The sequence below is a fragment of the Aequorivita sp. KMM 9714 genome, from assembly GCF_011065475.1.
GTDB lineage: Bacteria > Bacteroidota > Bacteroidia > Flavobacteriales > Flavobacteriaceae > Aequorivita > Aequorivita sinensis.
The window spans coordinates 114,708-129,674 of sequence record NZ_JAAGRO010000001.1 but is presented as its reverse complement, the minus strand read 5'-3'; the positions used below and the strand labels follow the sequence as shown (position 1 = coordinate 129,674).

The following is a 14,967-nucleotide window of genomic DNA, read 5'->3' as shown; positions in this document are numbered from 1 at the left end:
TTTAATATACGATATCCGAAAGTTGTTTCCCGATTGAGCTTCCTATAGCAACTCCCATTCCGCCAAGTCTAACGCCACAAAAAACATTATTTGATAATGCTTTTACAATTGGTTTTTTCTGCTTTCCTATTCCCATAATACCACTCCATCTCTTATCAATTTCAAATTTATTGTTTGGAAGAATTACTGTTTTAAGTAAGTGCTCCAACTGGTTTTGAACAAGTTCCGTCAATTCCATTTCGGTGGTTTCTTCGGTTTTAAAATCAAGATTGCGACCCCCACCAAATAGGACTCTATTTCCGATATTTCTGAAGTAATAGTATCCTTTATCTAGGTGAAAAGTTCCTTTAAATTTAAGGTTTTCTATGGGTTTAGTAACAAGTACCTGAGCTCTTGCAGGCAAAACATCTTCATCCAAAAATTGTTTAGCAAAACCATTGGTTGCAATAATTGCTTTCTTGGTCAACACATCGAATGATGAATTTATTTGAAGTGTAACACCATTTTCATTATCTGAAATTTCTGTAATTTCGGAAGCATTGAGGATTAAAATATTTTCTTCTGAAGCTTTTTTTAGAAGACCATGCATCATTTTTCCTGTATCAATCTGGCCTTCAAATTTGCTAAAAAGAAGTTTTTCCTGAATATTTTTAAATCCGAATTTATTTTCTTTCTCAGAAAATACATCAGCTTTAAATATTGAAAAAAGTAACTTGTTGATGTAATTAATCTTGGATTTACAAGATTCGTAAAGCTCAAAGTCTTCATTTGTAAAAAGCTCGTAGCCGCCGTATTCCTTGTAATCGAGTTGTTTGTCACCCAATGTATTCCGAAGTAATTGCAGGCCTTCTACTCGGTATTTTACTAATTGAATAACTTCCCCTTCAGAGTGGTTGTTTAAATCGTCTAATATTTCTGATATACTTCCGTAGCAAGCAAATCCTGCGTTTTTTGTACTTGCGCCGCTAGGAAGAATACCTCTTTCAAATACTACTACCTTACTTTTAGGATATTTTTTTCTAAGCGATAAAGCACAATTTAACCCTACAATTCCACTTCCGATAATTGCAAAATCGATGTCTGAAAGCCAAGTTTTGTATTCCCAGAAAGAGAGATTCATAGTACTAAGTTTATCAAATTAAAAAAGCATCAAATACCAAAGATAAGTTTTTGGAATTTGATGCTTCTTAAAAAGTTTGAGTACTAAGTAAAACGCTTTTTAATTCATACTTAAATTAATCTTCAACCGGTTCATCCATTTTGAATGTATCCATAAAAGCAGTAGTGTAATTTCCTGCGATATAGTCTGGGTGATCCATTAATTGACGGTGAAACGGAATTGTAGTTTTTATTCCTTCAATTACGAATTCATCTAAGGCACGCTTCATTTTGCTAATTGCTTCCTCTCTTGTTTGAGCGGTTGTAATAAGCTTAGCGATCATAGAATCGTAATTTGGCACAATTGTGTATCCTGCGTAAACGTGTGTATCTAAGCGAACCCCGTGACCTCCTGGCGCATGTAAAACATTGATTTTACCTGGTGAAGGACGGAAATCGTTATATGGATCTTCCGCATTAATTCTACATTCTATTGAATGAAGTTTTGGAGTGTAGTTTTTACCAGAAATTGGAATTCCCGCAGCAACTAATATTTGCTCTCTAATTAAGTCGTAATCAATTACTTGTTCTGTAATTGGGTGCTCAACCTGAATACGAGTATTCATTTCCATAAAGTAGAAGTTTCTGTGCTTATCTACTAGGAATTCGATAGTCCCAGCACCTTCGTATTTTATGAATTCTGCCGCTTTTACAGCTGCGTTACCCATATCAGTACGCAGTTTATCGGTCATAAAAGGGCTTGGAGTTTCTTCGGTAAGTTTTTGGTGACGACGCTGGATAGAGCAGTCACGCTCACTTAAATGGCAAGCTTTACCGTTGCTATCTCCAACAATTTGTATTTCGATATGGCGTGGCTCTTCAATAAGTTTTTCCATATACATCCCGTCGTTTCCGAAGGCTGCTGCAGCTTCTTGACGCGCACTCTCCCAAGCTTTTTTAAGATTTTCTTTCTTCCAAACAGCTCTCATTCCTTTACCACCACCACCGGCAGTAGCTTTCAACATTACTGGGTATCCAATTTCTTCGGCTACTTTTTCACATTCTTCGAAAGATTTTAAAATCCCTTCACTTCCAGGAACTGTAGGAACTCCAGCGGCTTTCATAGTAGCTTTAGCTGAAGCTTTATCACCCATACGGTCAATCATTTCAGGTGATGCTCCGATAAATTTTATTCCGTGTTCTTGACAAATTTTAGAAAACTTAGCGTTTTCTGAAAGGAATCCATAACCAGGGTGGATTGCATCTGCATTTGTAATTTCTGCAGCAGCTATAATATTAGACATTTTCAAGTAACTCAAGTGACTTGGTGCTGGTCCAATACAAACAGCTTCGTCTGCAAAGCGTACGTGCAAGCTCTCTTCGTCGGCCGTAGAGTAAACTGCTACAGACTTAATTCCCATCTCGCGACAGGTACGAATTATGCGCAGTGCTATTTCGCCCCTATTTGCAATTAATATCTTTTTAAACATAACTTTTCCTTAAATAACAAATTCCGAACCTCAAATTCCAAAAATATTGGGATTTGGATTTGGGATTTGGAGTTTATATTTATGATGGATCTACTAAAAATAAAGGTTGGTCGAACTCAACTGGAGAAGAGTCGTCTACAAGAACCTTTACAATTTTACCAGAAACTTCACTTTCAATTTCGTTGAAAAGTTTCATAGCTTCAATCACACAAAGTACATCTCCTGTATTGATATTGCTTCCAACTTCAACAAATGGTGCTTTATCTGGAGATGGTTTTCTATAAAAAGTTCCGATAATTGGAGACTTTATAGTAATAAGTTTAGAATCTGCCTCTTCTTTCTTTGCTTCAGTTGCATCGGCAGCAGGAGCGTGTTGAATTTGCGGTTGCTGCATTTGAGGTTGCGCTTGCATAGTAGGGATTTGCTGAATGTAAGTAGTTTCACCCTTACTATCATCAGAACCAGTTTTAATGGTGATTTTGATATCCTCCATTTCTAGTTTCACTTCGCTGGCACCACTTTTTGCCACAAACTTGATTAAGTTTTGTATATCCTTTAATTCCATATTAGAAAATTTAGTCTTTAGGTGGTTAAAATTATTTTGAATTGTAAGCCCATTTAAGGTAAACGGCGCCCCAAGTAAAGCCTCCTCCAAAGGAAGCAAATATTAAATTATCTCCTTTTTTAAGTTGTTTTTCATAATCGGATAAACACAAAGGTAATGTAGCTGATGTAGTATTTCCGTATTTATGAATATTCATCATAACCTTTTCAGGAGGTAGGTTCATTCTTGTAGAGGTAGCATCTATAATTCGTTTGTTTGCCTGATGAGGTACAAGCCAATCTACATCTTCTCCAGAAAGGTTGTTTTTCTTCATCACTTTTTCACAAACATCTGCCATATTAGAAACAGCAAACTTAAATACTGTTTTTCCTTCTTGATGAACGAAGTGTTGTTTGTTGTTTACAGTTTCTATTGAGGCTGGAAGTAAAGATCCACCCGCATCAATTTTAAGAAATGGTCTTCCTATTCCATCGGTACGTAGGTGTTCATCTTGAACGCCAAGACCTTCAGTATTAGGTTCAAATAAAACTGCTCCTCCGCCATCTCCAAATATTATACATGTAGTTCTATCTGTATAATCAATAATAGACGACATTTTATCTGCGCCTATTAATAGTACTTTTTTGTATTTTCCAGATTCTATGTAGCGTGCTGCTGTAGACATTCCAAAGAGAAAGCTTGAGCAAGCCGCAACTAAATCGTAAGCAAAAGCATTTACGGCACCAATTTGTGTGGCTACGTAAACACCTGTTGTAGCAACTGGCATATCTGGCGTTGCTGTAGCCATAATAACCAAGTCAATTTCTGCTGGGTCGGTATTGCTTTTTTCTAGCAGGTTTTTTGCTGCCTGTATAGCTAAATAGGAAGTGCCCTTATCCTTGTCCTTTAAAATTCTTCTTTCTTTTATTCCAGTTCTAGATGTAATCCATTCGTCGTTGGTATCGACCATTGTTTCTAGAACCTTGTTAGAGAGAACGTAATCTGGCACGTAACTTCCTACAGCGGTAATGGCTGCCGTTATATTGTTCATAAAGCGGAATTAAAATTCACTTAAAAGAGTAAAAACCCTTTAAAAGGTGTGAAAATTACTAAATTTTACTTGAATTTCGGCACTAGTATGTCGTTTTTTGACTTTTTGCAAAGTTAAAAAATAAAAAAACCCTCACGTTCCCGTGAGAGTTCCCAGTTATTGTAAATGAGTTTAAGCTTCTACTTGCTCAGTTGCATCGATAACAACTTGTCCGCGGTAGTACATTTTTCCTTCGTGCCAATGAGCTCTATGGAAAAGATGTGACTCACCTGTTGTAGGGTCAGTTGCAAGAGTAGGTGCAGTAGCTTTATAATGCGTTCTTCTTTTATCTCTTCTTGTTTTCGAGATTTTTCTCTTTGGATGTGCCATTGCTATTTATTATTTATCCGTTAATAGTTTTTTTAATGAATCCCAACGGGGATCGGTATTCTCGTCTTCTACAACCGATTCTTCATCAATTGCTTTCGGACTAAGTTCTTCAAGTTTATCTAGTATGTCGCTCTTTAATGTGCCGTCTTCTACTCCAGGGTGAATTTTTCGTGATGGCATTGCCAAAACAATCGATTCATAAATGAATTGCTGAATGTTTACTTCATAACTTCCGTGAGGAATAATTAGCAAATCTTCATTCTCATCATTGTATTCTTCTCCAAATTTTACTACAAATTTGTATGATCCTGAAATTTCCTGATCATATAATTCGTTTGTAATATCACAAGCAACGTTTACACTTCCGTCATAGATTAATGTAAACTCTAATAACGTGCTCGTTTTATCCAGCAATACGTTGAGATTAATAGCTGCGTTATTAAATTCGTCATACTCAAAATGCTCAAAGAACGCTTTATTTAATTCAAAGTTAAACTGGTGTTTTCCTAACTTCAACCCTACAAAAGGGATGGTAAATTCTTTCAATTCCTTCATTATCACACCTAAATTTAAGACCTTAACCTTACGGATAAGGCGGGTGCAAAGATAAAAAATTATTTCAAATGCAAATTAGTTTTTCTATTTCTTTTTCGAGTAGCTTCTTTTACGTGAAGTTTGCAAAGGATTTTTTGAAATTTCCTTGTACTCTTCGCGTGTGTTATAAATTGAAATAGCGCTAAATACAGCTTCTCGAAACGATTCAAAATTAGCTTCGTTTTTACCCGCTAAATCAAACGCTGTCCCATGATCTGGTGATGTTCGGATTCTATTTAAACCTGCTGTAAAGTTTACGCCTTTTCCAAAAGCTAATGTCTTAAAAGGAATTAATCCTTGATCGTGATATGAAGCGATTATGGCGTCAAAATTTTTATAATTTCCTGATCCAAAAAAACTATCGGCAGCATAGGGGCCAAATACCATTTTGCCGTTTTTACGAATATTGTCTAGTGCTGGACGTAATAATGTATCATCTTCGTCGCCAATTACACCATTGTCGCCAGTGTGTGGATTTATCCCTAAAACGGCGATTTTTGGTTTTTCGATGGCAAAGTCTTCAATTAGTGTTTGATGGATGGTATTAATTTTATTGTCAATTCGCTCACGAGTAATGTTTTTTACTACATCTTTAACAGCAACGTGATCGGTTAAAAGGCCTACTCTCAAGCTTTCCGAGATAAGAAGCATTAAGCTATCTCCTTGTAATTCCTGTGCTAAATAATCTGTATGCCCTGGAAAATTAAATCCTTCAGATTGAATATTGCTTTTATTTATTGGCGCTGTTACTAATGCGTCAATTTTACTTTCTTTTAGAGCTGCAACTGCTGCTTTCAACGATTTTATGGCGTATTCGCCACCTTTTTCATTCTCTTCACCAAAGGAAACGTTTACGTGTTCTTTCCAGACATTTAATACGTTTATTTTCTTCGGAATTAAATCTTCTATTTTGTCTATTCCGTGGAAGTTGATATCCGTTTCAAAATGTTTTTTGAAAAAAGACATCAATTTAACTGAAGCAAATATCACAGGGGTGCAAAACTCTAGCATCCTAGAATCTTCGAAGGTTTTTAAAATAATTTCACTACCAATTCCATTAATGTCGCCTATTGAAATTCCAACAACTATTTTATCTTCTGTACCCATTTTTTAATTGTTATTTTTGCACTACAAATGTAACTAACACATTGTGCATTTTGATTATAATATTTTAAATAAAACGAAATCAATTTTCTTTTCTTCTATTATCAAGGAATAGAAAGAAGATTTATATAGTTCGTTTATGCTTGAATGCGTGCTTTAAGATATAATGTTAAACATATTTTCAAAATCCACAACTAACTTCAGAAAAAAATCTAACAATGTTCACAGGTATTATAGAAACTCTAGGTGAAGTAGCTAAACTTACAAAAGACGGTGAAAACCTTCATATTGAAATAAAATCTCCTTTGGCGAGTGAGTTAAAAATAGACCAAAGTGTTTCGCATAACGGGGTGTGTTTAACTGTTGTTGAAATAAAAGACGATGCCTATGTGGTTACAGCTATTCAGGAAACTTTGGAGAAAACCAATTTAAATACGCTAAAAAACAACGCTCTTGTAAATTTAGAAAGAGCAATGAAGTTGGGAGATAGGCTGGATGGGCATATTGTGCAAGGTCATGTTGATGGTGTAGCCGAATGTATTAATATTAAAGAAGCTGACGGGAGTTGGGTTTACACTTTTCAATATTCTTATTCGGAATTTAGTACAGTTGAAAAAGGTTCTATAACGGTTAATGGTGTAAGCTTAACTGTTGTTGATTCAAAAAAATCACAGTTTAGTGTGGCAATAATTCCATATACTTATGAGCATACAAACTTTAAAGAAATTAAAGTTGGTGATAAAGTAAATTTAGAATTTGATATAATTGGGAAGTATGTTAAGAACCTAATGCAGCCCTATTCATAATCTGATTTCTTCTGTAAAGAATATAAATTCCAAACATCAATCCTGCCACAAGTAATATCCATAGGTTGTCATCAATTGGTAGCTGAGGGCCTTCTGGATCGCCATCACGAGCGGGTGGCGGAGGACCTTTGGTTTCCGTAACCGACTGCAATGCAAGAAAAACTACCGTATATAAAAATGATATCATGAATGTTATATAATGGTGGGGACGGTAAACAAGTGCCTAAAGTAATAATTTTTTAACTACTCTACTAAATTATTTTAACAACATTCTGAGATAAATTTATCTTTTTAAGAATAACCCGAGTAAAACAGTAAGAATTTCTATAAAAAAACAAAGTCTTGCAATGCAAGACTTTGTTTTGTGGTGGTCCCACCTGGGCTCGAACCAGGGACCACTTGATTATGAGTCAAGTGCTCTAACCAACTGAGCTATAGGACCGGTTAAGAGGATGCAATATTACTACTAATTTTAAAACTCTACAAGAAATTTATTCCTTAATTTCTTGACAAAGTTCAACTAAAACTCCGTTGGCAGATTTGGGGTGGACGAACGCTACTAGCTTATTATCAGCGCCTTTTTTAGGGGTTTCATTGAGTAAAATAAACCCTTCTTTTTTCAATCTTTCCATCTCAGATTTAATATCATCGACTGCAAAAGCTATGTGGTGAATTCCTTCGCCACGTTTTTCAATGAATTTTGCGATAGGGCTTTCTGGGTTGGTAGCTTCTAAAAGTTCAATTTTGCTTTCTCCACTTCTAAAGAAAGAAGTTTCAACACCTTCGCTTTCCACCTTTTCACTTTTATACGGTGCGCTGCCTAGCAATGCTTCATAAACCTTGTTAGCTTCTGAAATGTTTTTTACCGCAATGCCAATATGTTCTATTTTCTCCATTTTATTACTTGTATCTGCAAAAATACAAACTTATTTCTATTATAATTCTACAAGCTTAGCGGTATAAATGCACTCGATACAGTTTTATGTTCTATTTTTGCAGTATGGAAGAAAGTAATAGACAAAAAAAGATAGCCAGTGTTTTGCAGAACGACTTGGCGAATGTACTACAAGGAATGCTACGCGAGGCGGGGCAAACAGGTATAATTATATCGGTAAGTAAAGTAACAGTAACCACAGACCTTTCTATATCAAAGGTATATGTAAGTGTGTTTCCAGCAGATAAGGCTGAGGCAATTGTTGTTGAATTAAATAAAAACAAACCTCATATTAAACATCAAATAGCGCAGCTTACAAAGCATCAACTTCGGAAAATGCCAGACCTTACATTTTACAATGACGACTCTTTAGAATATATAGAAAAGATAGATCGTGCAGTAAAAGGTGAGGATAATCCGCTGAAAAACCCTGATTTACTTCCGAAAAGAAAAAAGTCATAGCTTGAATTTTTCCCTCTACATCGCAAAGCGTTATTTGTTTTCAAAAAGTAGCAACAATGCCATTAATATTATTACTGGTATTGCAGCGATTGGAGTGGTAGTTGGTGCAATGGCTTTGTTTATTGTGCTTTCAGGATTTTCTGGCTTAAAAGAATTCAGTCTTCAGTTTACAAACGAATTTGATAGTGATTTAAAAATCCTTCCTGAAAGTGGAAAAACCATTTCTTTTTCTGAAGCACAAAAGCAACAATTAGCGAAAATTGAGGGAATCGAAGTCTTTTCAGAAATTATTGAAGAACGTGTTTTTCTACACTACAGAGGAAAAAACCATATCGCCTATATAAAAGGGGTGGATTCGGTTTATGGGAGTGTAAATCCTGTAGATAGCATTATGATTGCTGGATTGTGGTTTGAACCTTCACTTAGCGAAGTGGTTATTGGCTTAGGAACCTCAAGTAAGCTCTCATTATATCTAAATGATTACAGTAATCCATTAGAAATATATGTTCCTAAACCGGGTATAGGGCAGTTAAATGCTCTAGATCCCACAAATGCATTCACGAAAAAACGGACTGTAGTTTCAGGAGTTTACAGTGTTAATGAGGATTTAGATTCTAAATATGTATTTACCGATATGGATTTTGCCAGAGACTTACTATCGCTTGATGAATCCAAAATTTCTGCAATTGAAATAAAGATGCTTTCAAATGCTTCAGAAGAATCTGTTAGGGCAAATATTGAAAAAGTTTTCCCTGAAGGTGTTGTTATTAAAAACCGAATTCAGCAAAATGACGCGCTTTATAAAATGCTGAACACCGAAAACATTGCTGTATACCTAATTTTTACTTTAGTAATGATTATTGCACTTTTCAATGTAGTGGGATCTATAATAATGATGATTCTAGACAAGCGAAAAAACATAAAAACACTCTATAATATGGGAGCCTCGCTTAGAGAAATACGCCGTATCTTCTTTTTGCAAGGAACATTAATGACTGTGTTAGGTGGTATAGTAGGGATTTCTCTTGGGGTGCTTGCTGTTTTGGCGCAATTAAAGTTTGGATTCGTAGCAATAACTAGTACTCTGCCTTATCCCGTAAAGCTAAATCTGGTAAATATTATAGTAGTGTTTGTAACCATAAGCGTTTTAGGAATTATCGCATCCAAAATAGCCTCGAGTAGGGTACGAGAGAAGTTGTTGGTTTAGAAGTATTCAATTTTAATTGTACTACAAATATTTAGTGTTGAAATTAAAGATTAAAAAACTCAGTTTAGTCGATGATAACTGGGGTATAAACAACACCTATTGAGTGATATCATGTTGTTAAGCTTCACAACGAAATTTAATGATTAAGAAATTTTCTTAATCACCAACATATAAATAGGCAAGTCATATGTATTAAGTCTTTCAGTCCCGATAGCTATCGGGATGGTCTTACATCTTAAATTAAACAACCAAGTATTCGGGGTCTGCACCTAGACTTACCAATGCTTCACAAATTTCTTCTGTAAAATCTTGTGGGCCACACACGTAAAAACGAGAATCAAAATTTCCAATAGTTTCAATAAGGTATTTGCGGTCTATTCGGCGTTCGCGAAAACCGATTACTCCTTCTTTAGTAAACACATTTTTATAGGCGGGGCCTAGCATTTTTGTCAATTCATCGTGAAGTATAATATCGTCTTTTGTTCTGTTGGAATACAACAAGGCTACTTTGCGTAGATTTCCACTTTCAAAAAGCGCTCTAAAAATTGCGATAAATGGAGTTATCCCAGTTCCGCCAGCAATAAAAATACCTGGTCCTTTATATTTTATAGTCCCAAAAACCTCGTGAAGTAGAAGCTCTGCTCCCGTGTTGAGTTTTCCCATTTGAGCGCTAACGCCTTCGTGTTCATCGTATATTTTTACAATGATCTCTAAATAATCCCAATGTTGTAAAGAAGTAAAGGTGTAGGGGCGTAGCTGATTTTCCCAGCCAGGAATATTTATAGAAATAACTGCCGATTGGCCGGGGGCGTAGGTGAAATCTTTCGGTTTTTCTAGTACAAAACGTTTTACGTTATGGGTTATATATTGATTGCTTATTATTTTGAGGGTTTGCATTAGGCCAATTTAAACGTCAAAGATAGAAAGGTTTTTAATGAAAAACAGTTTATTTATTTAAACAAACATTTAATCATCAAAAACTTTAAAAATGTAAGCAGAGTCATCGCTTATTATTTTTTAATATTTTTCACAATTCTATTGTAAAAAACAAAAAATAATAATTTTCTTATAATTAAATTGGAGTATATCTAATAAAATTTGATTTTTAAAAATCATAACTTCCCAAAAATATAAGTTTAACCTTTAAATTTTATGTTATGATTAAAAATCTTGCCCTCCAGTTCTATTGTAAAAAAATTAATTATTAAAAAATAAAGTCATAAAAAATATAATCTTAATTATTGTAACCCTTATCATTATAAGTTGTAATAAAGAAAACAATCCATCTGAAAACGATTCAAGAATATATAATCTAAATTTAGAATTAGTCAATTCTGATGGAAATGCCCATAGAAATGGTGATGTTGAAATATCTGGAAATACATTTGCTCGTGAATTAGATCAAATTACTAATGAACAGTACCCATGGTATGGATTGGGAAAAATTGAAAATGAAGCAACACTAAACATTAATAGTATATTATTTGGGGGGCCTTGTGGAGCGCAAAATTGTCCTTCAGAGTTTGTTTCCTTACCATTTGCTTCTGGTGCAGAAGCAAATGACATTGGTGAAAATGAAACTTTGGAAAAAGATAAGTATTGGTTATTACGCTATGGCACTGAAGATGTAGACACACTTCGTATTAATGATGTCCTGATCAAAAATCCATATTCTCGCAATTTCAGATTTTTCATCAATGGAGAAGAAATAGATGGCAACAATTTTATTTTTGATGAATTTGCCGTAAAAATTCAAAAATAGAAATTAGCATTACTTTAAATAGAACAGAACCTTGCAGTTTTAAACTGCAAGGTTCTGTTTTATTTTCTAGTAAATTTTAATGCCAATACATAGGCAAATTTTATTTTGAGCGAAAACGAAAATTTAAATAAATTCATAATTCGCAAACTCTTCCAAAACCTCATCAAAAGCTTCAAAAACCGATGCAGAATCATCGCTAGTTACCATTTTCATTCGGTATTCCTTAAAGTTTGGAATTCCCTTAAAATAGTTGGTATAATGGCGGCGGGTTTCAAAAACGCCTAGTTTCTCCCCTTTCCAGTCTATTGCCATTTGTAAGTGACGTTTGGCGGCTTCAACGCGCTCAAGCATCGATGGGGGTGGTAAGTGTTCGCCAGTTTTAAAATAGTGTTTAACTTCTTTAAAAAACCATGGGTAACCAATACTGGCACGGCCAATCATTGCCCCGTCTAAGCCATATTTATCGCGCATTTCCATCGCTTTTTCGGGTGTATCAACATCTCCATTTCCAAATACAGGAATATGCATTCTTGGATTGTTTTTTACTTCGGCAATAGGAGCCCAATCGGCATTACCTTTATACATCTGTGCACGAGTACGACCGTGTATAGAAATTGCTTGGCAGCCTACATCCTGTAAACGTTCGGCAACTTCCATAATTTTTATACTATCGTGATCCCAGCCTAATCGTGTTTTTACGGTTACAGGCAGTTTTGTGTGCTTTACCATAGCTTCGGTAAGGCTTACCATTAAATCTACGTCCTTTAAAATTCCTGCACCTGCGCCTTTACTTACTACTTTTTTTACGGGACAACCAAAGTTAATGTCGATAATGTCTGGACCGCTGGCTTCTACAATTTCTACACTGCGCAACATAGATTCTAGAACAGCTCCAAAAATCTGAATTCCAACGGGGCGTTCCTTTTCATAAATATCAAGCTTCATCACACTTTTTGCAGCATCCCGAATAAGTCCTTCCGAAGAGATAAATTCAGTAAAAACCACATCGGCGCCTTGTTCCTTACAAAGTGCACGGAAGGGCGGATCGCTTACGTCTTCCATTGGGGCTAGTAATAATGGAAAATCAGGCAGTTGTATGTTTCCTATTTTTGGCAATTCTTTATTATTTGAGAATGCAAAAGTAGTAAATATCAGTATAACAAATTAATAGTCTGTAAATAAGATATAAGTCTGTTTGGTTAAAGGCTTGTCCGAGAGAACGAATGATTTTGAAATCGAAATCGAAATCGAAATTGAAACTGAAAGAACTAACTACAAAGTTCAACCTATGTTAGGGGCGTACATGGTTCTTGACTCTAGATGCTAGATTCTTGGTTCAGATTTCTGACTACTAAATACCCACCCCTAACCTCTAAAAAACTCCAACCTCACGCGTTATAGAATATTTTCTTTCAATCTACCAATTATTTACTGTTTCATAATGCCTGAAATAATCACTCTTTTAATCTATATTTGCAATTCGTAGCACGAAGAAGGATTAATTTATGAAGAACATCAGAAACTTTTGTATTATAGCGCATATTGACCACGGGAAAAGTACTTTGGCCGACCGACTATTGGACGCCACAGGTTCCGTTACTAGTCGTGAAAAACAAGCGCAACTATTAGATAGTATGGACTTGGAGCGCGAGCGTGGTATTACTATTAAAAGTCACGCGATACAGATGGACTATATGTACAAGGGTGAGCAATACGTATTAAACTTAATTGACACTCCTGGGCACGTTGATTTCTCGTACGAAGTTTCTCGTTCTATCGCTGCCTGCGAAGGCGCCTTACTAATTGTAGATGCTGCACAAAGTATTCAAGCGCAAACGATTTCTAATTTATACTTAGCGCTAGAAAATGATTTGGAGATTATTCCAGTATTAAACAAAGTAGATCTTCCTTCGGCTAATGTTGAGGAGGTTACCGATGATATTGTAGACCTTCTAGGATGTAAGCCAGAAGAGGTGATTCCAGCTAGTGCAAAAACAGGGCTTGGTATTGAAGAAATACTTAGCGCTATTATCGAGCGAATTCCACCACCAACAGGAGTATTGGATGAGCCGTTACAAGCCTTGATTTTCGATTCTGTTTACAATCCATTCCGTGGTGTTGAAACGTACTTTAGAGTTTTAAATGGTGAAATAAAAAAAGGGCAGCACATAAAATTTATGGCTACCGGAAAAAGTTATTACGCCGATGAGGTTGGAACTTTAAAATTAAAACAACTTCCAAAAGATTCGATTAAAGCTGGAGATGTTGGGTATTTAATTACAGGAATTAAAGAGGCTAAAGAAGTTAAAGTAGGTGATACCATTACCGATTCAAAAAATCCGACAGTCAATATGATTGAAGGGTTCGAAGATGTAAAACCTATGGTTTTCGCTGGAATTTATCCTGTAGATACTGAGGATTATGAGGAGTTGAGAAACTCAATGGAAAAACTTCAGTTGAATGATGCTTCTTTAATATTTATTCCTGAAAGTTCTGCAGCTCTTGGATTTGGTTTCCGTTGTGGTTTCTTGGGAATGCTCCACTTAGAGATTATTCAAGAAAGATTGGAAAGAGAGTTTGATATGACGGTAATTACTACCGTGCCAAACGTATCATACCATGCATTTACTAATAAAGAGCCGGATACACCAATTTTGGTGAATAACCCTTCCGACTTACCTGAACCTTCAACTTTAAATAGAGTAGAGGAACCATTTATAAAGGCCACAATTATTACAAAGTCAGATTTTGTTGGTTCTGTAATGTCTCTTTGTATTGAAAAGAGAGGTGAAATTACAAATCAGACATATTTAACTACCGAACGTGTAGAGCTAACTTTTGATATGCCTTTGGCAGAGATTGTTTTCGACTTTTACGATCGATTAAAAACAGTTTCTAAAGGTTATGCTTCTTTCGATTATTCTCCAATAGGAATGCGTCAATCTCACTTAGTTAAGGTAGATGTGTTATTAAATGGAAACGTTGTAGATGCACTTTCTGCTTTGCTTCACCGAGATAATGCTTATGATATTGGAAAGAAAATTTGCGAAAAACTTCGCGAACTAATCCCAAGACAACAATTTGATATTCCTATTCAAGCTGCTATTGGAGCAAAAATTATTGCTCGTGAAACAGTTAAAGCACTTAGAAAGGATGTTACCGCAAAATGTTATGGGGGTGATATTTCTAGAAAGCGAAAACTTCTTGAGAAGCAGAAAAAAGGTAAAAAGCGTATGCGTCAAGTAGGGAATGTTGAAATTCCTCAGGAAGCGTTTATGGCTGTGCTTAAGCTAAATGACTAATTTCCGCAGCTAGCACCAGTTTCTTCTAAACCAGAAATATAAGTTCCGTAGGGAGTCCCTGTATCTTGTCCGTTTACAGAAGCATTGCCATTGCTTTCTTCACACACTTCAAAATCTAATGTTGAAGGTGAAGAACAAGTAGTGCAAGATCTTCCGTCGTCTTTTTTACAAGAGGAAACGAAAAGGATGCAAATGATTCCTGAAATATAATAGACTTTCTTCATTTTTTTCTTTTTAACTAAAA

General features: G+C 35.4%; 17 protein-coding genes and 1 tRNA gene. 5 read left to right on the top strand and 13 right to left on the bottom strand.

The window, feature by feature from the left end; genetic code table 11:
* Position 1: 1 nt before the first annotated feature.
* The 7 genes from G3A46_RS00620 to pdxA form a co-directional block, all read right to left on the bottom strand.
* Positions 2 to 1,120 carry an FAD-dependent oxidoreductase gene (locus G3A46_RS00620; protein ID WP_165144786.1) on the bottom strand — a complete coding sequence of 373 codons (1,119 nt, stop codon included), beginning with the start codon at positions 1,118 to 1,120 and terminating at the stop codon, positions 2 to 4.
* A 115-nt stretch (positions 1,121 to 1,235) separates the two neighbouring features.
* Positions 1,236 to 2,588, bottom strand: a complete 1,353-nt coding sequence (accC, locus tag G3A46_RS00615) for an acetyl-CoA carboxylase biotin carboxylase subunit (RefSeq protein ID WP_165144783.1) — start codon at positions 2,586 to 2,588, stop codon at positions 1,236 to 1,238.
* 79 nt (positions 2,589 to 2,667) lie between these two features.
* Positions 2,668 to 3,153, bottom strand: a complete 486-nt coding sequence (accB, locus tag G3A46_RS00610) for an acetyl-CoA carboxylase biotin carboxyl carrier protein (protein ID WP_165144780.1) — start codon at positions 3,151 to 3,153, stop codon at positions 2,668 to 2,670.
* A 31-nt stretch (positions 3,154 to 3,184) separates the two neighbouring features.
* Positions 3,185 to 4,183 carry a beta-ketoacyl-ACP synthase III gene (locus G3A46_RS00605; protein ID WP_165144777.1) on the bottom strand — a complete coding sequence of 333 codons (999 nt, stop codon included), beginning with the start codon at positions 4,181 to 4,183 and terminating at the stop codon, positions 3,185 to 3,187.
* A 171-nt stretch (positions 4,184 to 4,354) separates the two neighbouring features.
* Entirely contained in the window at positions 4,355 to 4,552 is a 198-nt protein-coding gene (gene rpmF / locus G3A46_RS00600; RefSeq protein ID WP_062620449.1) for a 50S ribosomal protein L32, read from the bottom strand.
* 9 nt (positions 4,553 to 4,561) lie between these two features.
* A complete protein-coding gene (locus G3A46_RS00595; protein WP_165144774.1) occupies positions 4,562 to 5,107 on the bottom strand; it encodes a DUF177 domain-containing protein in 546 nt (181 codons plus the stop codon).
* Positions 5,108 to 5,191: 84 nt separating this feature from the next.
* Positions 5,192 to 6,253, bottom strand: coding sequence for a 4-hydroxythreonine-4-phosphate dehydrogenase PdxA (pdxA, locus tag G3A46_RS00590; RefSeq protein ID WP_165144771.1), 1,062 nt, complete (start codon positions 6,251 to 6,253; stop codon positions 5,192 to 5,194).
* A gap of 215 nt (positions 6,254 to 6,468) precedes the next feature.
* Here pdxA and G3A46_RS00585 point away from each other — a divergent pair, with 215 nt between their 5' ends.
* A complete protein-coding gene (locus tag G3A46_RS00585; protein WP_165144768.1) occupies positions 6,469 to 7,056 on the top strand; it encodes a riboflavin synthase in 588 nt (195 codons plus the stop codon).
* Here G3A46_RS00585 and G3A46_RS00580 read toward each other — a convergent pair.
* From G3A46_RS00580 to mce, 3 genes are all read right to left on the bottom strand, one after another.
* A complete protein-coding gene (locus tag G3A46_RS00580; RefSeq protein ID WP_165144765.1) occupies positions 7,028 to 7,243 on the bottom strand; it encodes a hypothetical protein in 216 nt (71 codons plus the stop codon). The two genes, G3A46_RS00585 and G3A46_RS00580, sit on opposite strands and share 29 nt — an antisense overlap.
* 178 nt (positions 7,244 to 7,421) lie before the next feature.
* Positions 7,422 to 7,498: transfer RNA gene (locus G3A46_RS00575), tRNA-Ile, on the bottom strand.
* A 49-nt stretch (positions 7,499 to 7,547) separates the two neighbouring features.
* On the bottom strand, positions 7,548 to 7,952 hold the full coding sequence (gene mce / locus G3A46_RS00570; protein WP_165144762.1) for a methylmalonyl-CoA epimerase: 405 nt from the start codon (positions 7,950 to 7,952) through the stop codon (positions 7,548 to 7,550).
* Positions 7,953 to 8,056: 104 nt separating this feature from the next.
* Here mce and rbfA point away from each other — a divergent pair, with 104 nt between their 5' ends.
* Both rbfA and G3A46_RS00560 read left to right on the top strand, forming a co-directional pair.
* Entirely contained in the window at positions 8,057 to 8,452 is a 396-nt protein-coding gene (gene rbfA / locus G3A46_RS00565; protein ID WP_165144759.1) for a 30S ribosome-binding factor RbfA, read from the top strand.
* A gap of 1 nt (position 8,453) precedes the next feature.
* A complete protein-coding gene (locus tag G3A46_RS00560) occupies positions 8,454 to 9,659 on the top strand; it encodes an FtsX-like permease family protein (protein WP_165144756.1) in 1,206 nt (401 codons plus the stop codon).
* A 240-nt stretch (positions 9,660 to 9,899) separates the two neighbouring features.
* Here the strand turns inward: G3A46_RS00560 and G3A46_RS00555 are convergent, their stop codons facing one another.
* On the bottom strand, positions 9,900 to 10,556 hold the full coding sequence (locus G3A46_RS00555) for an FAD-binding oxidoreductase (RefSeq protein ID WP_165144753.1): 657 nt from the start codon (positions 10,554 to 10,556) through the stop codon (positions 9,900 to 9,902).
* Between the two features lie 538 nt (positions 10,557 to 11,094).
* Here G3A46_RS00555 and G3A46_RS00550 point away from each other — a divergent pair.
* A complete protein-coding gene (locus G3A46_RS00550; protein WP_165144751.1) occupies positions 11,095 to 11,421 on the top strand; it encodes a hypothetical protein in 327 nt (108 codons plus the stop codon).
* Positions 11,422 to 11,544: 123 nt separating this feature from the next.
* Here the strand turns inward: G3A46_RS00550 and dusB are convergent, their stop codons facing one another.
* Positions 11,545 to 12,537, bottom strand: coding sequence for a tRNA dihydrouridine synthase DusB (gene dusB, locus G3A46_RS00545; protein WP_165144748.1), 993 nt, complete (start codon positions 12,535 to 12,537; stop codon positions 11,545 to 11,547).
* 389 nt (positions 12,538 to 12,926) lie between these two features.
* Here dusB and lepA point away from each other — a divergent pair, with 389 nt between their 5' ends.
* Positions 12,927 to 14,723, top strand: a complete 1,797-nt coding sequence (gene lepA / locus G3A46_RS00540; RefSeq protein ID WP_165144745.1) for a translation elongation factor 4 — start codon at positions 12,927 to 12,929, stop codon at positions 14,721 to 14,723.
* On the opposite strand, the gene G3A46_RS00535 is transcribed toward lepA, so the two are convergent.
* Positions 14,720 to 14,947 (bottom strand): hypothetical protein, encoded by a 228-nt coding sequence (locus tag G3A46_RS00535; protein WP_165144742.1) that lies wholly within the window; start codon positions 14,945 to 14,947, stop codon positions 14,720 to 14,722. The genes lepA and G3A46_RS00535 overlap by 4 nt on opposite strands.
* Between the last annotated feature and the right edge of the window lie 20 nt (positions 14,948 to 14,967).